General features: G+C 45.8%; 29 protein-coding genes and 4 tRNA genes. 22 read left to right on the top strand and 11 right to left on the bottom strand.

Annotated features, from left to right (window positions below; translation table 11 throughout):
• Window positions 1-44: 44 nt before the first annotated feature.
• Complete coding sequence (locus tag BLS03_RS12125; RefSeq protein ID WP_093274110.1) at window positions 45-1958, bottom strand: sensor domain-containing diguanylate cyclase; 1914 nt, start codon at window positions 1956-1958, stop codon at window positions 45-47.
• Window positions 1959-2160: 202 nt separating this feature from the next.
• Here BLS03_RS12125 and BLS03_RS12120 point away from each other — a divergent pair, with 202 nt between their 5' ends.
• Window positions 2161-2667 carry an FxsA family protein gene (locus tag BLS03_RS12120; protein ID WP_093274107.1) on the top strand — a complete coding sequence of 169 codons (507 nt, stop codon included), beginning with the start codon at window positions 2161-2163 and terminating at the stop codon, window positions 2665-2667.
• A gap of 64 nt (window positions 2668-2731) precedes the next feature.
• Here BLS03_RS12120 and BLS03_RS12115 read toward each other — a convergent pair whose 3' ends face one another.
• From BLS03_RS12115 to BLS03_RS12100, 4 genes are all read right to left on the bottom strand, one after another.
• Entirely contained in the window at window positions 2732-3208 is a 477-nt protein-coding gene (locus BLS03_RS12115; RefSeq protein WP_093274103.1) for a tRNA (cytidine(34)-2'-O)-methyltransferase, read from the bottom strand.
• Between the two features lie 77 nt (window positions 3209-3285).
• The gene (locus BLS03_RS12110; protein ID WP_093274101.1) at window positions 3286-3897 is read right to left on the bottom strand and encodes a superoxide dismutase; all 612 of its coding nucleotides are present in this window, start codon (window positions 3895-3897) and stop codon (window positions 3286-3288) included.
• Between the two features lie 105 nt (window positions 3898-4002).
• Window positions 4003-5388 (bottom strand): envelope stress sensor histidine kinase CpxA, encoded by a 1386-nt coding sequence (cpxA, locus tag BLS03_RS12105; protein ID WP_093274098.1) that lies wholly within the window; start codon window positions 5386-5388, stop codon window positions 4003-4005.
• The gene (locus BLS03_RS12100; protein ID WP_093274096.1) at window positions 5388-6083 is read right to left on the bottom strand and encodes a response regulator; all 696 of its coding nucleotides are present in this window, start codon (window positions 6081-6083) and stop codon (window positions 5388-5390) included. The genes cpxA and BLS03_RS12100 overlap by 1 nt, the downstream gene beginning before the upstream one ends.
• Before the next feature lie 175 nt (window positions 6084-6258).
• On the opposite strand from BLS03_RS12100, the gene BLS03_RS12095 reads away from it, so the two are divergent.
• From BLS03_RS12095 to pfkA, 3 genes are all read left to right on the top strand, one after another.
• Entirely contained in the window at window positions 6259-6804 is a 546-nt protein-coding gene (locus BLS03_RS12095) for a CpxP family protein (protein WP_093274094.1), read from the top strand.
• A gap of 111 nt (window positions 6805-6915) precedes the next feature.
• A complete protein-coding gene (fieF, locus tag BLS03_RS12090; RefSeq protein ID WP_093274091.1) occupies window positions 6916-7836 on the top strand; it encodes a CDF family cation-efflux transporter FieF in 921 nt (306 codons plus the stop codon).
• Window positions 7837-8102: 266 nt separating this feature from the next.
• The gene (gene pfkA, locus BLS03_RS12085; protein ID WP_093274088.1) at window positions 8103-9065 is read left to right on the top strand and encodes a 6-phosphofructokinase; all 963 of its coding nucleotides are present in this window, start codon (window positions 8103-8105) and stop codon (window positions 9063-9065) included.
• 66 nt (window positions 9066-9131) lie between these two features.
• Here pfkA and BLS03_RS12080 read toward each other — a convergent pair whose 3' ends face one another.
• The gene (locus BLS03_RS12080) at window positions 9132-9650 is read right to left on the bottom strand and encodes an MgtC/SapB family protein (RefSeq protein WP_093274086.1); all 519 of its coding nucleotides are present in this window, start codon (window positions 9648-9650) and stop codon (window positions 9132-9134) included.
• A gap of 82 nt (window positions 9651-9732) precedes the next feature.
• Window positions 9733-10755, bottom strand: a complete 1023-nt coding sequence (epmB, locus tag BLS03_RS12075; protein ID WP_093274084.1) for an EF-P beta-lysylation protein EpmB — start codon at window positions 10753-10755, stop codon at window positions 9733-9735.
• 34 nt (window positions 10756-10789) lie between these two features.
• On the opposite strand from epmB, the gene efp reads away from it, so the two are divergent.
• The 3 genes from efp to rraA all read left to right on the top strand — a co-directional run bounded on the left by efp (window position 10790) and on the right by rraA (window position 12997).
• Window positions 10790-11356 (top strand): elongation factor P, encoded by a 567-nt coding sequence (gene efp / locus BLS03_RS12070; RefSeq protein WP_093274081.1) that lies wholly within the window; start codon window positions 10790-10792, stop codon window positions 11354-11356.
• Between the two features lie 108 nt (window positions 11357-11464).
• Window positions 11465-12382 carry a 1,4-dihydroxy-2-naphthoate polyprenyltransferase gene (locus BLS03_RS12065; protein ID WP_093274079.1) on the top strand — a complete coding sequence of 306 codons (918 nt, stop codon included), beginning with the start codon at window positions 11465-11467 and terminating at the stop codon, window positions 12380-12382.
• A 78-nt stretch (window positions 12383-12460) separates the two neighbouring features.
• Window positions 12461-12997, top strand: coding sequence for a ribonuclease E activity regulator RraA (rraA, locus tag BLS03_RS12060; protein WP_093274077.1), 537 nt, complete (start codon window positions 12461-12463; stop codon window positions 12995-12997).
• Between the two features lie 51 nt (window positions 12998-13048).
• Here rraA and BLS03_RS12055 read toward each other — a convergent pair whose 3' ends face one another.
• Both BLS03_RS12055 and tpiA read right to left on the bottom strand, forming a co-directional pair.
• The gene (locus BLS03_RS12055) at window positions 13049-14404 is read right to left on the bottom strand and encodes an MATE family efflux transporter (RefSeq protein ID WP_093274075.1); all 1356 of its coding nucleotides are present in this window, start codon (window positions 14402-14404) and stop codon (window positions 13049-13051) included.
• Between the two features lie 117 nt (window positions 14405-14521).
• The gene (gene tpiA, locus BLS03_RS12050) at window positions 14522-15292 is read right to left on the bottom strand and encodes a triose-phosphate isomerase (RefSeq protein WP_093274072.1); all 771 of its coding nucleotides are present in this window, start codon (window positions 15290-15292) and stop codon (window positions 14522-14524) included.
• A gap of 232 nt (window positions 15293-15524) precedes the next feature.
• Between tpiA and BLS03_RS12045 the strand changes: the two genes are divergently transcribed.
• Window positions 15525-15872, top strand: coding sequence for a 5-carboxymethyl-2-hydroxymuconate Delta-isomerase (locus BLS03_RS12045; protein ID WP_093274070.1), 348 nt, complete (start codon window positions 15525-15527; stop codon window positions 15870-15872).
• A 106-nt stretch (window positions 15873-15978) separates the two neighbouring features.
• Window positions 15979-16407 (top strand): DUF805 domain-containing protein, encoded by a 429-nt coding sequence (locus BLS03_RS12040; RefSeq protein ID WP_093274068.1) that lies wholly within the window; start codon window positions 15979-15981, stop codon window positions 16405-16407.
• Window positions 16408-16437: 30 nt separating this feature from the next.
• Here the strand turns inward: BLS03_RS12040 and coaA are convergent, their stop codons facing one another.
• Window positions 16438-17361, bottom strand: a complete 924-nt coding sequence (gene coaA, locus BLS03_RS12035) for a type I pantothenate kinase (RefSeq protein WP_093274270.1) — start codon at window positions 17359-17361, stop codon at window positions 16438-16440.
• 208 nt (window positions 17362-17569) lie between these two features.
• On the opposite strand from coaA, the gene BLS03_RS12030 reads away from it, so the two are divergent.
• From BLS03_RS12030 to rplI, 11 genes are all read left to right on the top strand, one after another.
• Window positions 17570-17645 (top strand) — tRNA-Thr (locus BLS03_RS12030).
• 49 nt (window positions 17646-17694) lie between these two features.
• Window positions 17695-17779, top strand: a tRNA-Tyr gene (locus BLS03_RS12025).
• A gap of 34 nt (window positions 17780-17813) precedes the next feature.
• Window positions 17814-17888, top strand: a tRNA-Gly gene (locus tag BLS03_RS12020).
• Window positions 17889-17900: 12 nt separating this feature from the next.
• Window positions 17901-17976 (top strand) — tRNA-Thr (locus BLS03_RS12015).
• Window positions 17977-18112: 136 nt separating this feature from the next.
• Window positions 18113-19297, top strand: a complete 1185-nt coding sequence (gene tuf, locus BLS03_RS12010; protein WP_093274065.1) for an elongation factor Tu — start codon at window positions 18113-18115, stop codon at window positions 19295-19297.
• 301 nt (window positions 19298-19598) lie between these two features.
• Entirely contained in the window at window positions 19599-19787 is a 189-nt protein-coding gene (locus BLS03_RS12005; protein ID WP_093274062.1) for a (2Fe-2S)-binding protein, read from the top strand.
• A gap of 85 nt (window positions 19788-19872) precedes the next feature.
• On the top strand, window positions 19873-20349 hold the full coding sequence (gene bfr / locus BLS03_RS12000) for a bacterioferritin (RefSeq protein ID WP_093274059.1): 477 nt from the start codon (window positions 19873-19875) through the stop codon (window positions 20347-20349).
• Window positions 20350-20546: 197 nt separating this feature from the next.
• The gene (gene rpsF / locus BLS03_RS11990; protein WP_093274048.1) at window positions 20547-20927 is read left to right on the top strand and encodes a 30S ribosomal protein S6; all 381 of its coding nucleotides are present in this window, start codon (window positions 20547-20549) and stop codon (window positions 20925-20927) included.
• 8 nt (window positions 20928-20935) lie between these two features.
• The gene (gene priB / locus BLS03_RS11985) at window positions 20936-21238 is read left to right on the top strand and encodes a primosomal replication protein N (RefSeq protein WP_093274045.1); all 303 of its coding nucleotides are present in this window, start codon (window positions 20936-20938) and stop codon (window positions 21236-21238) included.
• 14 nt (window positions 21239-21252) lie between these two features.
• Complete coding sequence (gene rpsR / locus BLS03_RS11980) at window positions 21253-21480, top strand: 30S ribosomal protein S18 (RefSeq protein ID WP_000090472.1); 228 nt, start codon at window positions 21253-21255, stop codon at window positions 21478-21480.
• 33 nt (window positions 21481-21513) lie between these two features.
• The gene (rplI, locus tag BLS03_RS11975; RefSeq protein WP_093274042.1) at window positions 21514-21966 is read left to right on the top strand and encodes a 50S ribosomal protein L9; all 453 of its coding nucleotides are present in this window, start codon (window positions 21514-21516) and stop codon (window positions 21964-21966) included.
• Window positions 21967-22099: 133 nt separating this feature from the next.
• Here rplI and BLS03_RS11970 read toward each other — a convergent pair whose 3' ends face one another.
• Window positions 22100-22864: a DUF481 domain-containing protein gene (locus BLS03_RS11970; RefSeq protein WP_176765586.1), complete on the bottom strand. Its 765-nt coding sequence runs from the start codon at window positions 22862-22864 to the stop codon at window positions 22100-22102.
• A 219-nt stretch (window positions 22865-23083) separates the two neighbouring features.
• On the opposite strand from BLS03_RS11970, the gene BLS03_RS11965 reads away from it, so the two are divergent.
• Both BLS03_RS11965 and alr read left to right on the top strand, forming a co-directional pair.
• Entirely contained in the window at window positions 23084-24460 is a 1377-nt protein-coding gene (locus tag BLS03_RS11965; RefSeq protein WP_483887705.1) for a replicative DNA helicase, read from the top strand.
• A 28-nt stretch (window positions 24461-24488) separates the two neighbouring features.
• A complete protein-coding gene (gene alr, locus BLS03_RS11960) occupies window positions 24489-25562 on the top strand; it encodes an alanine racemase (protein ID WP_093274032.1) in 1074 nt (357 codons plus the stop codon).
• Window positions 25563-25629: the final 67 nt, after the last annotated feature.

The raw sequence follows: 25629 nt of genomic DNA, 5'->3' as shown, positions 1-25629 counted from the left end.
AATATAGAGGGAAAGACGGCTTTTTTATCACGGTGTGATAAATGTCAGTCGCTAAATTGAGTTTTTATAATATGAAGTTGCTCTTTGCCGTGAATAGTAACGCAGTTTTTGCCTTTAGCCTTAGAGCGATAAAGGGCTTCATCTGCGTGACTAAAAGTATGTTCAGAGTTGAGTTCAATTTGGGCGATGCCAATGCTTACCGTTAAAGAATAAGCTTCGGAAGATGCGATGGTTTGACACACTCGGCGCATCAGCAGTGCGGCTTTGTCGGTATCTGCATGTTGAATAATCACAGCAAATTCATCACCACCAATACGAGCAATAAAGTCAGTGTCTCTGAGCAGTGCAGTAAGCTTATCGGCCACATAGAGAATGATTCGGTCACCGACCGAATGCCCTTGAGAGTCATTGATGTTTTTAAAGTTATCGATATCGATGATCGCTAAGCAACTTGGTGGTTGGTCAGGATAGCGCTGGTAGAGTTTTGAATAATGATCCAATACGGTATGGAACTTACCTTTATTCCATAACTCAGTTGCGGGGTCGCGCTCGGTTTGGCTTTTTAGCTGCTTGATGCGTTCATATTGCTCAGAAATATCGGTAATTGAATACACATAATGACGCATTCGATTCCAGCGCATGGGGGATGAACTAATTTCACTTTGGCAGATACGTTGTTGGCCACTTGAGGTTAAAAAGGTCATTTGCCCTTTCCAGTTTTCTGCGATGTGCAGTTCCTGTTCAATATTTTTTGCTTGTTTCGGGTCGAGCGTGAATTTAAATATATTGGCGTTGATGATCTCTGGTGATTCTTTTTCAACAATTTCACAGAAGCGGCTAGTGGCGCGAATAATGCGATGTTTGGCATCGGTTATGACAATAGCTGTACCGCTAGATAGAACCAGTTCGGCAAATTTTTGGTCAAGTAATTCACGCTGTTTAGCATCCCATACCATGGCCAAAATACCGCTCAGCATTCCGGCGAATAACCAAATAATCAACGCTTCTTTTTCCATCGCCACGAGTTGTTTATCGAATAGGTTTTGAATTTGTTGATGCGGCACGTGCGTGAGCATAATCAGCGGACTTTTAGACATGAACAGCGTCGAGTCCAGCGGCTTAAAAACATAAAGTCCCATCGATGACATGTAATAGCCTTGTCTCGATGGTGCGGCTTGAATGGCACGCCACAAATCTGTGTTTTCGCTGCGTAAGTTGTAGTGATAACGCTCTGCGATGAGGTCGCCAAACAGTTTATTGCTTTGATTACTTAGTCGGTAAAACCCCAGATCATTGATAAAATCAATGTCTTGATTGCGTTCATGAGTGGTGAGTTCTCTCACGATGCTCAGGACGTCGAGGTTAGCGATGAAATAGCCATAGCGTTGCTCTTGGTTGGTAATCGGATGAATCATTCGATAGCCGGGCAAGTAGGGCAGAACCGGACGTCCGTGCTCATATTCGATATCCACACCGACAAAGCCTGTGGTGTCGTTGGGGAGAGATCTGGCGTACGCCACATAATCTCGATGGCTTTTGTCTTGCAGTTCCGCATCCGGTACCACATAGGGTTTGTTCGTGTTGTTGTTGATTTCAACGCGAATCTTTTCTTCGCCTTGAGCGTTGAGATAGCGGAGTTGGTAAAAATAAGAAGAGTTGACGGCTACCAGTGCCCATTGATTTTCAATATAGCGTTTGAGATCGGGTCGATTGGTGCCCGCAAAATCTTTGATAAGTGATGAAGAATAAAGCTCGTGAAAGGTATTGTTGAGGTTATTTTGAATGCGAGAAGCCCTCGTATCTACGTACGATAGCATCTGCTGGTTTTCTGTGGTTAGCCTTGCGACCAGTAGTTGGTATGCCTTATCGGACAAATGCAGATAAAAGCCGCCAATTATTAGTGAAGCGCCTAACCAAATGACCACCATCTTAGTTGTCGTAGAGGCGATTCGTTTCATCGAGTTACTTATGCTGATGTGTTAGTTAAAATCTAGTCTTTTATTATTGATTAGCAACTTTTGATTGAGAATTAAATTGCATATCGCTTCACTCTAGTTCACTTATTGGACAAGAAAAGTGCGATTGGCTTTTTGTCCTACAGCGCAAAGCTTGAAGTTGAGTGCGGTTAGCACTAATGTGGTGGGCAACTGAGGAGGGGCTGTGTTTCCGATACTACTGATACTATTTATTGTTGTGCCGATCATCGAAATCGGTCTGTTTATTCAGGTGGGGGGCTTTCTTGGCGTATGGCCGACCATCGCTTTAGTGTTGATTACGGCTATGGTGGGCGCCTCGTTAGTGCGAAGCCAAGGTATTCGCACTCTGCTTAATGTTCAATCACGATTGCAAAAAGGCCAATTGCCTGCGCAGCAAATTCTGGAAGGTGTGCTGTTAGCCGTCGCTGGAGTGCTACTTCTCACTCCCGGGTTTATGACCGATGCGCTGGGGATGGTGGTGTTATTGCCAATACCACGCGCCATGTTGGCGAAGTATTTGATGGCGCGAGTGGTGGTAAAAGGTGCAGGCGCCTTTTCAAATCGTCAATTCAATTCATTTGATGACAGCCAAGGTCCATTTACGCATCAAGACCCAACGCAAGGGGATACCTTTGAAGGGGAATATGAGCGTAAAGATGACGACGATAATCACCATCATCGCTTGAAATAAACATCTACAGCGAATAAAAAAACAGGCATTTGCCTGTTTTTTTATGTTTTCAGCTCGCCAAAAATTACTGTGCGCCGTCAAATCCCATTTGGCGCCATGCTTCAAAGGCAATAATGGCGACCGCATTAGAAAGGTTGAGGCTGCGCGCCTCTGGCATCATTGGAATGCGAATACGTTGCTCAAAAGGTAAGCTTTCAATCACGTCAGCAGGTAGGCCGCGGGTTTCAGGTCCAAACAGCAGGACGTCGCCGCTTTGATATTGCGGATCAACGTGATGACCTGTGGTCTTTGTCGTGCAGGCGAAAATGCGAAATAGCTGCTCGCGAGCGCTGAGAAAATCTAAGAATGCTTGATAGTTTTTGTGACGTGTTACACGCGCCAAATCATGGTAATCCAGCCCTGCTCTGCGAACTTTTTTCTCTTCTAAATCAAATCCTAAAGGTTCGATTAAGTGCAGGTTTGCGCCGCAATTGGCACATAGGCGAATAATGTTACCCGTGTTTGGGGCGATTTCCGGTTCGTAAAGGGCAATATCAAACATAGTCGACGTGAGTTAAGTAAGTGATGGCGGGCAGTATAAGGTGACTTGGCACACGCGCCAAGTCACTCAAACAAAACTTATTGAGCCAATGCGGCTTGATAATGCTCGTTAACCGCGTTCCAGTTGACCACATTCCACCACGCATCAATGTATTCCGGGCGGCGGTTTTGGTAACTGATGTAATACGCGTGTTCCCAAACATCAAGGGCGAGAATTGGCTCACCTTGTTCAGCGTTAACGTCCATCAATGGATTATCTTGATTGTTGGTTGAGACAATTTTTAGCTCGCCGTTTTTTACAATTAGCCAAGCAAAACCAGAACCAAAGGTATTGATCGCCGCTTGAGCAAACTGCTCTTTAAACTCAGCAAAACTGCCAAACGTATTGTTGATGGCGGTTTGCAGCTCACCGGTTGGTTCACCGCCACCATTTGGTGACATGCAATTCCAATAAATTACGTGATTGTAGTAACCACCACCGTTGTTACGAACCGCAGGTGACTGCTTGGAGATATTAGCGAAGATCTCTTTAAGGCTGGTGGATTCAAGCTCACTGCCTTTAATCGCGGCGATAAACTTGTCAAAGTAAGTGCGATGGTGCTTGCTGTAGTGCACTTCCATGGTTTTGGCGTCGATATATGGTTCTAAAGCATCGTAAGCGTAAGGCAGTTCTGGGAATTCATGTGACATGGTAAATCCTCCTTGGTTGGAGGATTTACTGTAATGATAACTGTTCTCATTATCAACATTAAACTTTGTATGGGTACTTGATGATAGTTTCAAGCACGCCATTCATTATTGATTGAACGCCAAGGGCAGTTTGATGTCGAGTTGCAAACCGCCCAATTCACTGCGACTCGCGATAATGGTGCCATTGTGTTGACGAATGGCGTTTTCAGTAATTGCGAGCCCCAATCCGGTACCACCACTATGGCGATCTCTGGCGGTTGATACGCGGTAGAATGGCCTAAAAATCGCCGCGAGTTCATCATCAGGGACGCCGTTACCGTTATCTTCGACTCGAATATGCACGTGGTCTTGATTGTCGAGCAGAGTCACCACGACTTTATCTTTGCCGTAGTAAATCGCGTTACGCACGACGTTATCAATGGCGCTCATCAGCAGCTTGGGATTACCAGAGATAGACTTTTCTGGAATCGAATTATAAACCAGAGATTTACCTATCTGCTCGGCTTCAAATTGAGCATCAGAAAGAATTTCTTCCCATAAGCTTTGCAGTGGCTGCACTTCTCTAGTTAAGTGGCTATCAGCCTGAACACGTGACAGCTCAAGCAGTTCGCCGATCATCTTTTCCAGACGCTGGGCTTCGGTATCGATGCGAGTCAGTTCCTGACTATCGCCTTGTTTACGAGTGGCCAGCGCGGTTGCCATTCTTAAGCGCGTGAGTGGCGAACGCAGCTCATGGGAAATGTCGGAAAGCAGTCGTTGCTGTCCTGAAATCATCTGGTTTACCGCTTCGACCATCTGGTTGAAACTGGCGCCCGCTTGACGAAATTCTTTGGTACCTTTTTCCAGTTCGGGATCGACAACAAACTCGCCTTTTGCAACCCGCTTGGCGGCTTGTTCCAGTTTACGTGCTGGTTGGCTTAATCCCCATGCAAGCCACAACAACAGTGGGGTACTGACGACCATTACGGCAAGGAGTAAGGTTAACGGTTTATCAAGCAGAGTAAGTAAAAACGGTGGTGGCTGATCCCATTTGAAACCGACATAAAACAGCAAATGTTGGTTGGCAAGGGTAATCGGTAGCGGCCCGGCAATTAATAATCGGCCATAGAGCTTTTGTTTGGGTGTGTCTGGGGCTTCTGCAGTCGTGATGAAGTTTTGCAGTGCACGCTCTTTAAAGTCGTGACGATTGCGAACGCTAAGAATTTGGCCATTTTGATCGGTGATGTAATAGCGCACTTTGTTATCCCGCGGGTTGCCGCGAGGATCTTCAAGCTGAAACAGAATGCGCGCGAGGTCATTTTCATGTTCAAACTGGTGCTCGATGTCGCCAACAATTTCTTGTAAATGACTGAGATGGTCGGCGCTGATTTCACGAGCTTTACGCGGATCAAAATGAGGTAACGATAGCGCTGCCATCAGTACCAAAAACATCGTAAACCAAAAAATGGAGAAGATGCGTCCGTAGAGACTCGTGATTCGAGGTATGCGCATTATTCCTCCTCAACTAATAAATAGCCACGCCCTCGTAGAGTTTTAATACGTGGTTTGAGATCTTCGCGCTCTGGCAGTTTTTTACGTAAGTTCGAGACGTGCATATCGATGGCGCGGTCAAACGCTGCCAAATGTTTGCCAAGTACATCGAGACTCAACGTTTCTTTGGTCAGCGTTTCGCCTGGATGTTCGACAAAATAACTCAGCAAAGCGAATTCGGTGGTGGTGAGTTCTAAAAGTTGTTCGCGGCAATAAGCTTCTAAACGGCCTGGGTAAATTTTTAAGTCTTGATATTCCAAGCAATCGCTGCCTTTCTCACTATTCGTCGAGGTTTGGCCTTGAGTTCGGCGTAGAATAGCGCGAATGCGGGCGAGCAGCTCACGATCACTAAATGGCTTAGGTAGGTAATCATCGGCGCCAAGTTCAAGACCGATCACGCGGTCGATCTCTTCGCCTTTGGCTGTAAGCATCAGCACTGGAGTTTGCCAGTCGGCGCGCAGACGTTTTAACGTCTCGGTACCGTTAAGTTTGGGCATCATTACGTCTAATAAAATCAGATCCACACTGTCGTCGACGAGTTCTAAACCCGCTAAACCATCATTGGCTTCTGAAACAGTAAAACCCTCAAAACTAAGCACTTCTTTGAGGAGACTGGTGAGCTCTGTGTCATCATCGATGAGAAGAATATGGGACATAATGTTACCTTTTTGTGGTTATCTTTATAGGTCTATATTACTGGCAAATTGGCGTAAGACCGCTCACTCTTTACGAATCTTTACTGTCTGCAAACGTTGCTTTACTTCGAATGGATTATTCTACACTCAAGCGCTGTGAAACAGTCCTAACCAATAGAAATATAAAGGTATGAATATGAAAACGACAAAAAAACTTATGCTAATTGCTTTAATGGCTCCGTTCGCGTTGGGTTCTGCTAGTGCTTTGGCGTCTGGCGAGAAAACTCCACCACCTCCAGGTCCAGGACCTAAAGGTTTTGACCAAATGTGCCACGGCGGTTTTGAACGCGGTATGTTTAAAGAGCTGGGTTTAAGCGACGCGCAAAAAACGCAACTGAAAGAGATGCGTGAAAAAGGTCGTGAAGCGATGAAAGATGAAATGGAGAAAAACTTTGCCACTCATCGTGAAGAAATGAAAGCCTTTCAGGCTCAAGAACAAAAATTGGTGTTAGCAGATAACTTTGACCAAGCTGCTGCTAACGCTCTGGCTAAACAAATGGCAGAGAAACAAGCTGAACGCCGCGTTGAAATGATGAGCAAACGTCATGACATGCTAAGTGTACTCACTGCTGAGCAAAAACAAAAATACGCTCAGTTGATGCAAGATCGTCAGCAATCATGTGAACAAAAAATGGCGGATCACATGAAACACAAACGTAAAATGGCGACTGACCAAGAATAACTTTCAACGAGATATGAACAAAGGCGACCGATTGGTCGCCTTTTTGCTTTCATACGCATTTCACGCCATAACGGTTATACTTGCCTCACTTTGTATCAACCAAATTTAGTTATGAAACAAGAATATGCACGTTTAGTCTCAATGGCCGCTTGGACAGCAACGGTGGTTGCAACCTTGCTGCTGTTGGTTAAACTCGCCGCGTGGTGGCTGACCGGGTCGGTGAGTTTATTGGCGTCGTTAATTGACTCCATGCTTGATATTGCCGCGTCGTTAGTCAATTTAGTGGTGCTTCGTTATGCGTTGCAGCCTGCCGACCATGAGCACTCTTTTGGGCATGGTAAGGCTGAATCATTGGCTGCGCTGGCTCAAGCGATGTTTATTTCTGGCTCGGCGATGTTTCTGATTTTAAATGGTGTGGACCGTTTCTTTCGACCGCACGATTTGCAATCTCCGCAATACGGGGTCTACGTCAGTTTGTTTGCCATCATGGTCACCTTTGCATTGGTTCGTTTTCAAAAACATGTAGTGAATAAAACTGGCAGCCAAGCGATAGAAGCCGATTCACTGCACTACCAATCTGATTTATACATGAACGCGGCAATCATGGTGGCATTAGTGCTTAGCTGGTTGGGCATCAAGCAAGCCGATGCGGTGTTTGCGGTTGGAATTGGCGCTTACATTCTGTTCAGTGCTGGCAAAATGATTTATCACGCGACCCAAACTTTGCTTGATCGCCGTCTGCCGAGTGAAGAAGTTGAAAAGATTCTTGCCATCAGTTCTTCGGTGGAAGGAGTATTAGGGGTACACGATTTACGCACGCGAATTTCAGGCCCAGTGCGGTTTATTCAGCTGCATTTAGAAATGGAAGATAAGATGCCGCTGGTTGAAGCTCACCATATCTCGGATAAGGTTGAGGAATTATTGCTTGAGGCGTTTCCCGACTCCGACATTCTGATTCACCAAGACCCATACTCCATCATGCATGGCGAGAAGAACGCGGAAAGTCTCAACATTGAAGGTGCGAATAATTAGGAAAGTTGGTGGGTTTTTGACTAGCTTTCTACAAAGGGCTAATTGGTTTGATACTGATATTTATCAACGAAGTTGGCTCTGAAACTGTAATAGTCTTACAGAAGTAAAAAAGTTACGTACATATGGATAAATATCAGTAGTAATCCTGCTAAGTACGAGTAACATAAACAACAAATTACACAATTATTTGATCATTGGCTTTAAGCGAATGACGTTCTTATTTTTAACTTATTTTTTAAACTTATTCCCATAAATCGAGGGTGAGCATGATTAAGAAAATCGGTGTATTAACAAGCGGTGGTGACGCACCTGGTATGAATGCCGCAATTCGCGGTGTGGTACGTACAGCGTTATCTGAAGGCTTGGAAGTTTACGGTGTTTATGACGGTTATTTAGGCCTGTATGAAGACCGAATCGTGAAGCTTGAGCGCTCGAGTGTTTCTGATGTGATCAACAAAGGCGGGACTTTTTTAGGTTCGGCTCGTTTTCCTGAATTTAAGGAAGAATCGGTTCGCGCGAAAGCAATCGAAAACTTGAAAAAACACGACATCGACGCACTTGTTGTAATCGGTGGTGACGGCTCTTACATGGGCGCAAAGAAACTGACTGAAATGGGGTATCCATGTATCGGTCTACCTGGCACCATCGACAACGATATTGCAGGTACCGATTACACAATTGGTTACTTGACTGCGTTAAACACAGTGATTGATGCCATTGACCGTCTGCGTGATACCTCTTCTTCACACCAACGTATTTCGATTGTTGAAATCATGGGTCGTCACTGTGGTGATTTGACTCTGATGTCAGCGATTGCCGGTGGTTGTGAATACATCATCAGCCCAGAAACTGGGTTAGATAAAGAGTCGTTGATTGCGAACATTCAAGATGGCATCAAGAAAGGCAAAAAGCATGCGATTATCGCACTGACTGAGCTAATGATGGATGCGAATGTGCTAGCTAAAGAAATTGAAATGGCGACCGGTCGTGAAACTCGCGCAACGGTACTTGGTCATATTCAACGTGGTGGTCGCCCAGGTGCGTTTGACCGCGTTTTGGCTTCACGTATGGGTAACTACGCCGTTCACCTTCTGCAAGAAGGCCACGGTGGTCGCTGTGTTGGTATCGTTAAAGAGCAGTTGGTTCATCACGATATCATTGATGCAATTGAAAACATGCGTCGTCCAAGTCGTGATGACCTATTCAAAGTTGCTCAAGAGCTGTTCTAAGTTCACTCGAATAACAAAAAACCACCTAAGATTAGGTGGTTTTTTTATGTCTATTGCCAAATTGAGTTATTCGATTTCAGGCACTTCTTCAATCACGCCGCGGCGAGGACGTTTGCGGCGTTTAATACGTTGATGAACACCGCGCCTTAACGCTTGAATACGGTTTTCGGCTTTATCGACGCCAAGTAGTACCGCAAGAGCCAGAACGGTGAGCAGCACCGATTGCTGTAAATGCCCAAGGCCAATCATCATCCCTAGCGCCGCCAATACCCAAATCACCGCCGCAGAGGTGACACCATGAATTTTACCGTCTTGGGTCATCATCACGCCGGCACCAAGAAAACCGACACCGGTAATGATCTGTCCGAGTACGCGGGCTTGATCCAAAGTATTAGGCGATAGCGATACCGCCATCGACATAAACAAATAGGTACCCGAGATGATTAATATCGCAGTACGTATGCCAACCGGCTTACCCCGAGTTTGACGTTCGGCACCGATTAATACGCCATTAATCGCGCAGCAAAGCAATGCTGACCAGCTAAATGGCCCGAGATCGAACCAGGATGAAAGTTCGGTTTGCATAATGTTCTCCCAATGAAATTGGCGGCAGTATGCATACAAACCCCTAGTCAGGCGAACAAAATATTTTTGTTGTTTCGATTAATTATTCAAGATAAAGATCAAGCGGAGTTTTGCTTGGTTTGCCACCAATTTCACGCGTAAGTTTAGGCACTAAATAGCCCGAAACTTGAGTGATCAAGCCCGCCATAATGGCTCTAGCTTGTTGGTCGCTGACATAAAAATGCGCCGCGCCTTGCACTTTATCGAGGACATGCAGATAGTAAGGTTGAATGCCGGCGTCAAATAGCGCTTCACTCAAAGCCACTTGCTGCTCGACGCTATCGTTAATGTCTTTAAGTAGGACGCTTTGATTGAGTAGCGTCACGCCCGCCGCTTTCAATTGCACCATCGCCTGGTGCAGTTGGTGATTGATTTCGTTGCTGTGGTTGATATGGGTCACCAAGATAACTTGCAAACGGGTTGTTTTTAATAGTTCGCACAGCTCAATAGTGACCCGGGCTGGAATCACCACAGGTAAGCGAGAATGAATACGCAGGCGCTTGATGTGTTTGATCTGTGCGATTCTTTCAACCAGCCAGGCCAATTCGTTGTCTTTGGCCATCAATGGGTCGCCACCTGACAAAATCACTTCATTGAGTTCGCTGTGGTCGGCAAAGTAATCTAATGACTGTTGCCAGATGGCTTTGTTGCCCGGATTTTCCTGATAGGGGAAATGACGGCGAAAGCAGTAGCGGCAATTAATCGCACAGCCACCTTTTACAATCATCAATGCGCGATTGTGGTATTTGTGCAACAGCCCGGGGCGAACCGTGTCTTGTTCATCAAGTGGATCGGTGGAATAGCCGTCATGTACTTCAAATTCGTCCGATAAAGGTAAAACCTGACGTAATAAAGGGTCTTTAGGATTGCCTTTTTCCATTCGATCGATAAAACTCTGCGGCACGCGCTGCGCAAAAAGCTTTCGAGCTTCAAATCCGTGTTGCCATGGCGAAGGATCTATCTGTAATGATTTGAGCAAAGTTTCAGGATCAGAGATCCCATTCGCTAGCTGTTTGAGCCAGTTTTGCTCAACAGCGTCAACTTTTCGGGTTATGATATGCGGCATTAAAAATTTAACTCGAAGATGGTAAGAGGAAATAATGGCTACTGTTAGCACGAATGAATTTAAAGGCGGTCTTAAAATTATGCTTGATAATGAGCCGTGTGTCATTCTCGAAAACGAGTATGTGAAACCGGGCAAAGGTCAAGCGTTCAACCGTGTAAAAATCCGTAAACTGCTTTCTGGTAAAGTATTAGAGAAGACGTTCAAGTCTGGCGAATCTGTGGAAACGGCTGACGTAATGGACATCGATCTTGACTACTTGTACAACGATGGCGAGTTCTACCACTTCATGAATGCTGAAACGTTCGAGCAAATTGCGGCGGACATGAAAGCGATCGGCGATAACGCCAAATGGTTGGTAGAAAACAACACTTGTATGTTGACACTATGGAACGGCAACCCAATCGCGGTTACCCCACCAAACTTCGTTGAACTGGAAGTGGTTGAAACCGATCCTGGTTTGAAAGGCGATACTCAAGGCACGGGTGGTAAGCCTGCGACATTAAGCACTGGTGCTGTTGTACGTGTTCCGCTATTTATTGCAATTGGCGAGGTTATCAAAGTCGATACTCGCAGCGCGGAATATGTGAGCCGTGTGAAGTAATTGAAAGATAGTTAAAAAAGACCACTTCGGTGGTCTTTTTTATTTTTGTGACACAAAATATGATGTGACACAATTCTCATTTATTTATTAGCCGCTACTATTCAGTCTATGAAACAATCAATCCGTATCTGGCTGGAAGCCGCCAGACCGAAAACGCTTCCACTCGCTTTGATTTCCATCTTGACGGGTAGTGTGCTGGCTTTTGCATCTGGGCATTTTTCATGGCCTGTAGCGGGGTTATCGTTTTTAACCGCAACGCTATTGCAAATACTTTCCAATCTCGCCAATGATTATGGTGATTCTGTGCAGGGGACTGACAACGAGTCCCGCATCGGCCCTCGGCGGGCAATGCAAACCGGCATGGTTTCGGCCAAAGTCATGAAACAAGCGATTGCGATTAATATCGTCATGACCATTATTGCTGGTTTGGCGTTAGTTTTTTACGCTCTGGATTCGATGCAGAGCATTCTGGCCTTTATCGGCCTAGGCGTATTAGCGATTGTTGCGGCGATTGCTTATACCATGGGCAGTAAGCCTTATGGTTACGTTGGGCTGGGTGATGTGTCGGTGTTTATCTTCTTTGGCTTACTGGGCGTTGCGGGCACCTACTTTCTGCACACCGGAATCGTCGATTACGCATTAATATTACCAGCGGTGGGTTGCGGCTTATTGGCTGTGGCTGTGCTGAATATTAATAATCTGCGTGATATTGAAAACGATCAAGTGTGTGGCAAACGGACGGTCGCTGTGCGTCTTGGGCAAAAACGCGCTAAGCAATATCACTTTATATTGCTGGTTGGTGCGCTGTTCGCCTTTTCGGACTACCTGTTGTTACAGCCAAGCCCGATGTGGATTTGCCTGCCTTTCTTGTTGAGCATCGTAGTGTTATTTCGCCACGGTAAAGCGGTGTGGATCGCCACGAAACCTGCGCAAATTGCCCCTATGCTGCCTGTGGTTGTAAAGTGTTCTATAGTCACTAACCTGTTGTTTGCAGGGGTGGTTATAGCTCAAACTCTGGTGAGTTAATTGAGTATTGTCATTGCAATGACTTAATGACTCTATATACTCGAAAGTACGTGACGAACGGTAAGAAGAAGAGACGCTATGGAATATAATACCTCAGCTCTGTGTGATATTTATCTTGAGCAAGTCGATGTTGTTGAACCTATGTTTAGTAATTTCGGTGGGTGTGCCTCGTTTGCGGGTCAAATTACCACGCTCAAATGCTTTGAAGATAATGGCTTAATTCGAGAAGTGTTAGAGCAAGACGGTGAGGGCCGAGTGTTGCTTGTCGATGGTGGTGGTTCTCTTCGTCGCGCGTTAATTGATGCTGAGCTGGCAGCTTTAGCTGAAGAAAACGAATGGGAAGGCATCGTGGTGTATGGCTGCGTTCGCGAAGTGGACGAGCTAGAAGACATGAGCTTAGGCATTCAAGCGTTGGCATCCATTCCTGTTGGCGCGACTTCGCAAAGCATCGGTGAAATAGACGTTGCTGTTAACTTTGGCGGTGTGACTTTCTTACCGGAAGACTATCTCTATGCCGACAACACTGGCTTAATCCTTTCGCAAGAGCCATTAGACGTCGATATGAATATTGATGATGAAGTGGAAGATGACGAAGAACAACAAGAGTTGTTATAGTCTTATTTCAATATCAAAAAGCAGCTGGCAACTCGCCGGCTGTTTTTGTATTTAAAGCTTGGCTATATCGAGTGATTGGCAGCGCTGTTTTCTCAGTCGCAGAGCGTATAAATAGCCAAGTAAGCCGCCAATAATATTGCCTACACCAATGCCGACAAACAATCCTTCAATAGCGTAATATTCCCCTCCCAGCCAAGCGCAAGGCAGAGTAAACATAAATAGGCGCATAAAGCTCCATTGAAAAGCGCGCAGCGGTTCGTGAAGCGCATTAAGCGCCGATACTAACATCATTACCACCCCTTGGAATCCATAGCTGATGGGCACCACAAGCAAATAATGCCACAGTAAATCGCGCACACTTTGCTCTTGGGAAAACAGTGCCGAGAGGGGAATGCTCAGAGGCACCATCATGACAAAAATCATCAGTTGAAAGACGATGGCAAACCGCATGCTCAGAAACAGCCCGGCGAAGCTGCGCTGCGGATTCTCAGCGCCGAGGTTTTGCGCCATAAACGGGGTTAAGGCTGAGGTTAGCGACATCAGCACTAAAATTAGAATCGATTCAATTCGCTGCGCGGCGCCATAAGCGGCGACGGCGGCTTTGCCACTATCGGCGATGATCATCATCAGAATGGCGCCCGATAACGGGTTCATGGCATTAGAAAGCGCAGCCGGAGTGCCGATTTTCAGAACCAAAGACCAATCGGCAATCAGGTGGCGAACTTTTGGTAGCGCGAGCAACTTCTCGCGGTAGATGAGTATGTATGCCGAACCGCACAATGCGCCTAGCCAGCTAAACGCGCTGGCAATCGCTGCGCCTTGAATGCCAAGCTCGGGAAATGGGCCGATACCAAATATCAGTAACGGATCCAGAACGCCATTGATTACGCCAGACAGCATCATCATTTGTGCCGGAGTCTTGGTATCTCCGGTTGCGCGAATTGCGCTATTACCGGCCATAGGTAACACAAGGAGTGGAATGGTGAGATACCAAACCTGCATATATTGGTCGATAAGCGGCAGCAGGTTTTGGTCTGCACCGAGCAAAGTAAATAGCGGCTCAATCGTGACAAAACCGATGAATGAGGCGATGGCAACCAGTACCAGTGCGAGCAATAAACCGTGGCTCGCCAGTCGCGCCGCATTTTGCGCTTGGTTTTGGCCAAGTAGCCGACCTATGCTGGTGGATAAACCCACCCCAATTCCCATCGTGATGCAGTTAACTGCAAAGGTAACCGGAAACGTAAAACTGATAGCGGCAAGGGCATCGGTGCCAAGTAAGGAAATGAAAAAAGTATCGACGAGGTTAAACATTAATACCGCGACTAAGCCAAATGTCATTGGAATGGTCATACGGCGTAATACATTAGGAATTGAGCCGCTCAGCAGGCCGTGTTTATCCTTCATAGAGAATGTTTTACTCATCGCAAAAGCGTAAGCATACTCGATCAAAGAAAGGCGGTATAGAGATAACAAAAAGGCCAGCGAATGCTGACCTTTGTTAATATGTGCGTGGTTGGTTAATTACGCTTTTGCTGCTGCCGCTGCTTTAGCAATCGCTGCGAAGCTTTTCGCATCAAGAGATGCACCACCAACTAGAGCACCGTCGATGTCTGGTTGTGAGAAGTAAGCTTCTGCGTTTTCTGGTTTAACGCTGCCACCGTATTGGATGATGACTTGCTCAGCGACTGCTGCGTCTTTTGCTGCGATAAGAGCACGGATAGAAGCGTGAATGCGCTGTGCATCTTCTGCTGTTGCTGCTTTACCAGTACCGATAGCCCAGATTGGTTCGTAAGCGATGATTGCGCCGTTTAGAGCCTCTACGCCGTAAGCGTCGATCACTGCGTTGATTTGACGAGCACAAACTGCTTCAGTTTCGCCAGCTTCGTTTTGCGCTTCAGATTCACCGATACAGAAAACTGGTTTTAGGCCGTTTTCTTTTAGGAAGGCAAATTTCTTCGCTACAAACTCGTCAGATTCGTTGTGGTAATCACGACGCTCTGAGTGACCGATGATGATGTGAGTCGCACCAAAATCTTTCAACATTTCTGGAGACATATCGCCAGTGAATGCACCGCTGTTGTTTAGGTCAGTGTTTTGTGCACCTAGGATAATTTTGTTACCGCCTTCTGCGATAAGACGCTCTGCTAAATCGAGGTAAAGCGCTGGTGGAGCAACTGCAACATCAACACCTGAAACACCTTCAAGTTCTTTATTTAGACCAGTTAGCAGCTCAGTAACCATGGCTTTGCTACCGTTTAGTTTCCAGTTACCCATCACTACAGGACGACGCATAGGAATTTCTCCGTTTCAATAAATGTAAAACAAAAAATGATTGAGAAAGAATATAACAGATTCAAACTGCTAAATCATGATTCTAATCATGTTGGTTTGGAAAGGTAAGATCTCACCATCAGTGATCTCGCAAACAGAATCATAGCATTAGAGCAGTTTTTGATTGCTGATTAGATGCTTAGCAGTAAGACTTTAGCCAAATTGTTCGCATTATTTGCAAGGAAGACACACGATGCCACATTTAATCATGGAGTACTCTAACTCAGTCGAAGAGCGTTTAAATGTTTCCGGGCTTCTTGAAGACTTACATCAAGTGGTGATTGATAGCGGCTTATTTGAGATTGACTCGGTGAAATCGAGAGCGCAGCGCTACCATCATTGGCTGGTCGGAGACGCGGCCGACAGCGTGGATTTCATTCACTTACGTTTGGAGCTTTTAAGTGGGCGAACCGCTGAGCAAAAACGGGGGTTAGCGAAAAGTTTAATCGCGGTCATGAGACAAAGTGCTGGGCAAATCGAGAGTTTAACCGTCGATATACGCGATATGGATAAAGACGCATTTCAACGCATCAGCAGTTAAAAAAACGCTAAGCCGTTAAAAATTAGAAATTAAAAAATGATAAATAATGTGCTACCAAAGACGGGCAGTGACGATGACAAGAATAATCTTTGCAGGGGGAGTTGCGATGGACATAAAGCAGTTAGTGTTTTCTTTTCAAGGGCGAGTTGGGCGCCAGACCTTTTGGCTGTGGAATCTTGCCTATTACGGGATTATTTTCTTGGCGATTTTTCTCAGTAACAAACTGCTGCCAAGTTATGCCCATCTACTTTTGCCGCTGATATTGTTAGCGATGCTATACCCAGACCTCGCAGTGACCGCGAAACGTTGGCATGATCGTGATAAATCCAGTTGGTGGCTACTGCTCAATATTCCTATGTTTTTAGGTCGCATCATGGTTCCGCTGCAAGACCCGAGTATTGAAAATCAAGTCACGACTTGGCAGACCATCGGCTCGTTTAGCGCGCTGTTTTGTGGATTGTGGATATTCATTGAATGCGGTTTTCTAGCAGGTAGTGAAGAAAGCAACCGTTACGGGCCCGCGACGATAGCGTGATTTGTTGTTATCGCGATTGCGAGTTCTAAGTTATTTTCTCAGCAAAACTTCTTCAACCAGATGATTGACGCCTTTCTTAAGGATCAATTGTGCTCGTTCTCTGGTTGGCAAAATATTATGTTGTAAGTTCACGCCGTTGATGGTGCGCCAAATATGGCGTGCTTTTTCGATAGCATCGGGCTCTGCAAGCTTGGTGTAGTGGCTGAAATAAGAACCAGGGCGTTTAAACGCACCTTTTCTGAATTTTAAGAATCGCTCGATATACCACTGTTCGATAATGTCACTTTGTGCATCCACATACAGAGAAAAGTCGAGAAAATCGGAAACAAACACGCGCAATGGATCGTGAGGGTAGTCCATGCCACTTTGCAGGACGTTGAGTCCTTCAATAATTAACACATCCGGACGGTCGACAACCTTTTCCTGATCTGTAATGTCGTAAGTGACGTGAGAGTATAGCGGTACGCTGAGGTTTGGTTTACCAGCTTTTACATCGGATACAAAGCCGACTAGACGGCGAATGTCATAAGACTCTGGAAACCCTTTGCGCTGCATAATGCCGCGCTCATCCAATACCTTTTTCGGGTATAGAAATCCGTCGGTAGTAACCAATTCGACTTTAGGGTGGTTTTCCCAGCGAGACAGCAGGGCTTGCAATAAACGCGCGGTGGTACTTTTACCTACCGCAACACTACCAGCAATACCGATAATAAAAGGCGGCGCCTTTTCTTCATTATGCAAAAACTGCTGCAATACCGAATTGCGGCTTTGTCTTGCTTCTATATACAGATTAAGTAAACGTGCGAGAGGTAAGTAAATCTCTACGGCTTCACTCATCGTGAGTTTTTCATTAACGCCTTGCAGCTCTTTCAGATCTTCTTCAGACAACGTCATGGGTACAGAGTTACGTAACTCTGCCCATTTTGTGCGGCTAAATGAAAGATACGGCGTCATAAATTGCTCACAGTGGTTAGCAAAACTGGAAGCTGCGAACATACATCAAGCGCACTCGATTGCAAATGACAAAGCCGAGATATTTGCGCTAAAAGCGTAATTTTGCGCGAAAAAACAGCAAATAAGCGCAAAATTTTTAAAATTACATTTTTTTTTAAATTAGCTATTGCAAGGGGCAAAATCATTCAATAGAATGCGCACCACTTATGCCGACTTAGCTCAGTAGGTAGAGCAACTGACTTGTAATCAGTAGGTCACCAGTTCGATTCCGGTAGTCGGCACCATTTTCTCCTTTTGGTCTCAGACCTAGCAGTGAAAATGGCTTGTAAATTTGGAGGGGTTCCCGAGTGGCCAAAGGGAGCAGACTGTAAATCTGCCGGCTCCGCCTTCGATGGTTCGAATCCGTCCCCCTCCACCATATTCTAAAGGAAATAGCTCTCAGAGTTACGTGTGCGGGCATCGTATAATGGCTATTACCTCAGCCTTCCAAGCTGATGATGCGGGTTCGATTCCCGCTGCCCGCTCCACTCATTTAGAGTGCTGATATAGCTCAGGTGGTAGAGCGCATCCTTGGTAAGGATGAGGTCGGCAGTTCGAATCTGCCTATCAGCACCAGCTCTAAGCAAAGTTTTCCTTTTGATACTTTCTTTCGACTAAACTAAGTTTAGTGATTGAGAGCAAGTTTATTACCAATAATTTTTGGTTGCGTGGTCATTCAAGCCACCTAAATCCGTACCTAGAGGGACAACTCATGTCTAAAGAAAAATTTGAACGTACGAAACCGCACGTAAACGTTGGTACTATCGGCCACGTTGACCACGGTAAAACAACTCTAACTGCAGCTATCTGTACTACTCTTGCTAAAGTTTACGGCGGTGCTGCTCGTGACTTCGCATCAATCGATAACGCTCCAGAAGAGCGTGAACGCGGTATCACAATCGCGACTTCACACGTTGAGTACGATACTCCAACTCGTCACTACGCGCACGTAGACTGCCCAGGACACGCTGACTATGTTAAAAACATGATCACCGGTGCTGCGCAAATGGACGGTGGTATCCTAGTTGTAGCAGCAACAGATGGTCCAATGCCACAAACTCGTGAGCACATCCTACTAGGCCGTCAGGTTGGTATCCCTTACATCATCGTATTCATGAACAAATGTGACATGGTAGATGACGAAGAGCTACTAGAACTAGTAGAAATGGAAGTACGTGAACTTCTATCTGAGTACGATTTCCCAGGTGATGACCTACCAGTTATCCAAGGTTCAGCTCTAGGCGCTCTAAACGGCGAAGAGCAATGGGAAGCTAAGATTGTAGAACTAGCAGAAGCGCTAGACAACTACATCCCAGAGCCAGAGCGTGCAGTAGACATGCCGTTCCTAATGCCAATCGAAGACGTATTCTCAATCCAAGGTCGTGGTACAGTAGTAACTGGCCGTATCGAGCGCGGTATCCTATCAGTAGGTGATGAAGTAGCAATCGTTGGTATCCACGACACAACTACTACAACTTGTACAGGTGTAGAGATGTTCCGTAAGCTTCTAGACGAAGGTCGTGCGGGTGAGAACGTTGGTGCACTACTACGTGGTACTAAACGTGATGAAGTAGAACGTGGTCAAGTACTAGCGAAACCAGGTTCAATCACACCACACACTAAATTCGAATCAGAAGTATACGTACTGTCTAAAGATGAAGGTGGTCGTCACACCCCATTCTTCAAAGGCTACCGTCCACAGTTCTACTTCCGTACAACTGACGTAACTGGTGATATCTCACTACCAGAAGGCGTAGAAATGGTAATGCCAGGCGACAACATCCAAATGACTGTAGAGCTAATCGCTCCAATCGCAATGGATGAAGGTCTACGTTTCGCAATCCGCGAAGGTGGCCGTACAGTAGGCGCTGGTGTTGTAGCTAAAATCATCGCTTAATTCGTCAAGAATTAATCTTTGTTAGCTATATAGAGAAGGGAAGCTTAGGCTTCCCTTTTTTTGGTTATAAGAGATAGTATCCCTTAAGTTTTTTTCTTTTTTAAAGTTTCATTAGTAAAACAAAGCCTTATATTAGATCTTTATTCGACAGATAAGATCATTTTCTAAATATTGCCCTTCATAACGATTTTTTTATAACCAAATCTTCTTAAATCTATACAATCATGACTGGTAACAAGAATAATTCTTGTTTATATTCGTGGAAAGATTGTTGAGTAATTTTGGTTCGCAAGGTGTGTGTATGTACGTTTGTCTATGTCATGGTGTCTCAGACAAAAAGATCAAGAAATTGATTCTAAATGAAGGAATCACGGACATTCGTGGGATTAAAAAATGCACCGCGCTAGGTTCACAATGTGGAAAATGCGTACGCCAAACCAAAGAAATCATCAATGAAACGCTTGCGGGCGAGTATCGCCAAGCGAGTTAATTAAGGCGAGCGTTTTTTCGCCAATTTTTGACACCTTCTCATTTATCTCTCATATTAAGGGAGAACCAATGAGGAGGGTTTTGTCATGAAAGGCGATCCAATAATAATTCAACATTTGAATAAAATTTTAGGAAATGAGTTGGTTGCGATAAACCAATATTTTCTTCATGCAAGGATGTATAAAGACTGGGGTCTGAAGCATCTGGCTGACAAAGAGTATCACGAGTCTATCGACGAGATGAAACACGCAGATCATCTGATCGAGCGAATTCTGTTCCTTGAAGGGACTCCAAATCTTCAAGATCTCGGTAAGCTGATGATCGGCGAAGACACCAAAGAGATGCTCGAATGCGATCTTAAATTGGAAATGGCGGCGATTCCGGATTTAAAAGACGCCATTGCTTACGCAGAAGACATTCGCGACTACGTTTCTCGAGACTTGTTTCAAGAGATCCTCGAAGACGAAGAAGATCATGTTGACTGGTTAGAAACTCAACTTGGTTTGATTGAAAAAACCGGTATCGAAAATTATCTCCAAGCGCAGTTTGTCGACGAAGAATAATCGGATTTTTAAGGGGTAAACTGTCCAGTTTTCTTTTTGGCCCCTTTCCTTCTCCAGCGCAATAATTCCCCTTGCTTAATCTGCTCCATTTCTGTACTATTCCGCTTCCTTAATTCTCGGTCTACTTTAATCGTTCCTTGCTTCCTCTGGACGACCGAGCCAACTGTGGAAGCTGAATAATCCGTAAGGAGCAACCCATGCGTCATTACGAAATCGTATTCATGGTGCACCCTGATCAAAGCGAGCAAGTTGCTGGCATGATCGAGCGTTACACTGGTTCTATCACTGAAGCTGGCGGTAAAGTTCACCGTCTAGAAGACTGGGGCCGCCGTCAACTGGCTTACCCAATCAACAAGCTTCACAAAGCTCACTACGTTCTAATGAACGTTGAAGCTGACCAAGCTGTTATCGATGAACTAGAAACTGCTTTCCGTTTCAACGATGCAGTTCTACGTAACATGATCATGCGTACTAAAGCGGCTATCACTGAGCCTTCTATCATGCTTAAGCAGAAAGAAGAGCGCGCTCCTCGTCGCGAAGAGCGTTCTGAAGCTAAGCCAGAAGCAGCTGCTGAGTAATTGATCTGATGGCCAACCGAATGGAGCTCAGTGGTATTGTTGCTAAGCCTCCGATTCGAAGCCAAAGCCCGAGTGGCATAGAGCACTGCAGATTTTGGCTTGAGCATCGCTCAACCGTCATTGAAGCAGAGCTTCCAAGACAAGTTTATTGTCGAATGCCAGTCGTGGTGAGTGGCAAAGGCTCACAGTCATTCACTCAAGAATTAGTGCAAGGCAGTAGCATTAAGGTAAGCGGTTTTGTCGCTTATCAAACCGGCCGAAATGGTGTGGGAAAATTAGTGCTGCATGCTGACAACATTACTCATATTTAATCAGGAGATAGCCCATGGCTCGTTTCTTCCGTCGTCGTAAATTCTGCCGTTTTACTGCAGAAGGCGTACAAGAGATTGATTACAAAGACGTAGCAACTCTTAAAAACTACATCACTGAAGCTGGCAAAATCGTACCTAGCCGTATTACTGGCACAAGTGCTAAATACCAGCGTCAACTAGCTCGCGCGATCAAACGTTCTCGCTACCTAGCTCTACTACCGTACACTGATAAACATCAGTAATCGGTTCGTTTTATTAAGAAAGAGGATTAAACAATGCAAGTTATTCTACTTGATAAAATCGGTAACCTAGGTGGTCTTGGCGATTCTGTAAGCGTTAAATCTGGTTATGCTCGTAACTTCCTTATCCCTCAAGGTAAAGCAGTTATGGCAACTAAAGCTAACGTTGAAATGTTCGAAACTCGTCGTGCTGAACTTGAAGCGAAAGTAGCAGAGCAACTTCAAGCTGCTCAAGCTCGCGCTGAAAAAGTTGAAGCACTAGAAGCAGTTGTTATTGCTTCTAAAGCGGGTGATGAAGGTAAACTATTCGGTTCTATCGGTACTCGTGACATCGCTGATGCAATCACTGCAGCTGGCGTTGAAGTAGCGAAAAGCGAAGTTCGTCTTCCAGAAGGCGCTCTACGTACTACTGGCGAATTCGAAATCAGCGTTCAACTTCACTCTGAAGTATTCGCGACAGTTAACCTACAAGTTGTTGCTGCTGACTAATTTCAGTATCAAGACGAATTCTTCTCTGAAGAAATTAAAAACACCAGCCTCGGCTGGTGTTTTTTTTTTGACTTAAATTTGGGGAGGAACCGGAAGTACACGCAAAGACGGCAACCAGAAAATCAGTGAGCGGTTAAAAGACAAATAATAGATTAGCCGCAAACACAGAGTCTGCGTTGTATAGCCCATCTGGAACTCGGTCATGGGAAGTGCGGGAGTAGGTGAGTTTTAGCGCAATATCATCAGTGATATTGTTAATCGTACTTAAATCGATATCGGTTCGAGTGTTGCTTTTACCGGTTACTATGGTCACATTGCTGGTCAGGGTCAGCACTTTGAGTGGTTTCCAAGTAGCCGCTATGTTGCCACGAAAAATGCCTTCCTGCACAGTTTCTGGAAAGACGATATCGTCATCATCAATCTCATCGAGGTTTGGCTCTTGGTAGCGAAAACCAGGACCGGCTTCGACTTCGAGCAAGAACTTTTCAGTATTGGTCACCTGATAACCCAAACCGCCTGATAAGGTGTAATCTTTAAAATAAGCACTGTACCTGGAATCAATGCCTTTAAAGCTGGTATAGAAGTAAGTTTTGGCACTTAACTTGTAGTCGCTTTGCAGGGTGTATGTTGACTGGCGTTTATTTTCTTTGCCGTTCTTGTACAGCAAATAAAATTTCCACTCGCCAGTAAAACGGTGTCTACCTTGAACATACTCGCCGTTGAGGCGCGCGTTTAGAGATTCATTGTCCGTGTTACCGCTGTGAGATTGATAGCCGAATTCGACTTCACTTTCCCACGGTGAAGGTACCTCAATGTCTTCTTCGCTTGGTTGAGTTTCTTGTGCATGTGCGAGTGAAACAAACAGAATACTTGCTCCAACTAGCCAAAGTTTCGACACGAAAATTCCCATGGTATTGATAAGATGAATGCGCGAATGATAAATAACCTAGGCGCTGAAACCGTCAACGGACGGTTAATTCTGCATGTAAAAACACAAAGCAACCACGATGTAATTACAAATCCAATATTCTGGTTATAATGGTGGGTTATTAAGAAGTGATTGAGCAACAAGATGGCAGATACCAGATCAGAGTTTAACAAAGACAATCGACAACGAATGATGAGAGATGCGCAAGTCGAAGCGATTAAAGTGCCTCCCCATTCGCTAGAGGCTGAACAGTCGGTGATCGGGGGGCTGCTACTCGACAATGAACGCTGGGATACCGTTGCTGAACGCGTCAGAGCCAGTGACTTTTACAGTCGCCCGCACCGCTTGGTGTTTGAGGCGGTTCAATCGATTCTGGAAGACAGTAAACCTCTCGATCTGATCACTCTGTCTGAATATCTCGAGCAGCGTGAGCAGCTTGAAGATGTTGGTGGCTTTGCCTATTTGGCGGATTTAGTTAAGAACACGCCAAGTGCGGCGAACATCAATGCATACGCTGATATTGTGGCTGAACGTGCACTGGTACGTCAGTTGATCGGGGTCGCCAATGAAATTGCCGATGCAGGTTATGACCCTCAAGGTCGAGACTCAGAAGATCTACTCGACCTTGCCGAAAGTAAAGTGTTCGCAATTGCGGAATCTCGTACCAATGAGAATGAAGGTCCGCAAAACGTCGACAACATTCTGGAAAAAACCTTAGAACGTATTGAGCTGCTGTATAAGTCGCCACAAGATGGCGTCACGGGTGTGAGCACAGGCTTTACTGACCTCAACAAAAAGACCGCTGGTCTGCAGGGCTCTGACTTAATCATTGTGGCTGCGCGTCCGTCGATGGGTAAAACCACCTTTGCGATGAACTTGTGTGAAAATGCCGCGATGGAGCAAGACAAACCGGTGCTGATTTTCTCACTGGAGATGCCCGCCGAACAGATTATGATGCGTATGTTGGCATCGCTGTCGCGCGTTGACCAAACCAAAATTCGTACCGGTCAGTTGGATGACGAAGATTGGGCACGTATTTCTTCGACCATGGGCATTTTGATGGAGAAGAAGAACATGTACATCGATGATAGCTCAGGTCTTACTCCAACCGAAGTTCGTTCGCGCGCGCGTCGGATCGCACGGGATCATGGCGGATTATCGATGATCATGGTCGACTACCTTCAGCTCATGCGTGTGCCGTCCTTATCTGACAACCGTACATTGGAGATCGCCGAGATCTCTCGCTCGCTCAAAGCTCTGGCGAAAGAGCTTAATGTGCCAGTGGTGGCACTGTCTCAGCTTAACCGTTCTTTGGAGCAACGCGCGGATAAACGTCCTGTCAACTCTGACTTACGTGAATCTGGATCGATAGAGCAGGATGCTGACTTGATCATGTTTATCTATCGCGATGAGGTATACCATCCCGACAGCACCATGAAAGGGACAGCGGAAATCATTCTCGGTAAGCAACGTAACGGTCCTATCGGTTCGGTTCGTCTCACCTTCCAAGGTCAGTATTCAAGATTTGATAATTACGCAGGGCCTGCGTTTGATGACGACGAATAAGGACGAGCAAGTAAGCAGTATGAGTTATATGAAAGCGGCAACAGCGAGTATTGATTTAGATGCCCTTCAATACAATTTGCAGCAAATAAAAAATCAGGCACCAAACAGTAAAATCATCGCCGTGGTTAAAGCCAACGGTTATGGACATGGACTTCGCCATGTCGCCAAGCATGCCAGCGCGGCAGACAGCTTTGGCGTGGCTCGCATCGAAGAAGCGCTGCAATTACGCGCAACAGGAGTGGTAAAGCCAATTCTGCTTCTCGAAGGATTCTATTCACCCAACGATTTACCCGTTTTGGTGACCAACAATATTCAGACCGTTGTGCATTGTGAAGAGCAGCTTGTGGCACTTGAGCAAGCTGAACTTGATGCGCCGGTTGTGGTGTGGGTGAAAATCGACAGTGGTATGCACCGTTTAGGGGTCAGGCCCGAGCAATTTGACCAATTTGTGGCGCGCTTACAAGCTTGTGCCAACGTGGCAAAACCGCTGCGGTTTATGAGCCATTTCGCTTGTGCCGATGAGCTTGAAAGCGATGTGACACCCAAGCAGATTGACCAGTTTCTGGCTTTGACGAAAGGCTGCGTGGGTGAGCGCTCACTGGCCGCTTCTGCAGGCTTGTTAGCTTGGCCAAATAGCCAATTGGAGTGGGTTCGCCCTGGCATCATCATGTACGGTGTATCGCCGTTTAATGATAATACTGCCAGTGACATGGGTTATCGCCCGGTGATGACGTTGAAGTCTCATCTTATCGCGGTTCGTGAGGTGAAAGCGGGTGAAAGCGTTGGTTACGGCGGGATTTGGACCAGTGAGCGCGATACCAAAGTTGGCGTGATTGCGATTGGTTACGGTGATGGCTATCCGAGAACCGCGCCAAACGGTACGCCTGTATTGGTGAATGGCCGCAAGGTACCGATTGCTGGTCGTGTTTCGATGGATATGCTGACGGTTGATTTAGGCCCGAATGCGAGTGATTGCGTTGGCGATGAAGCTATTTTGTGGGGAGCTGAGTTGCCAGTTGAAGAGGTTGCTAAGCATATTGGCACAATAGCTTACGAGTTAGTCACTAAGTTAACGCCGCGTGTTGAGATGCAATATCGTTGATTCAATGCTGGGAAACAAATAAAAAAGAGGCCGGTGGTCTCTTTTTATTTGTGTGTATCTATCTTCA

This window comes from Vibrio xiamenensis (assembly GCF_900100015.1).
In the GTDB taxonomy this organism is placed as follows: Bacteria; Pseudomonadota; Gammaproteobacteria; order Enterobacterales; family Vibrionaceae; genus Vibrio; species Vibrio xiamenensis.
This window is presented reverse-complemented; position numbering and strand designations above follow the sequence as displayed.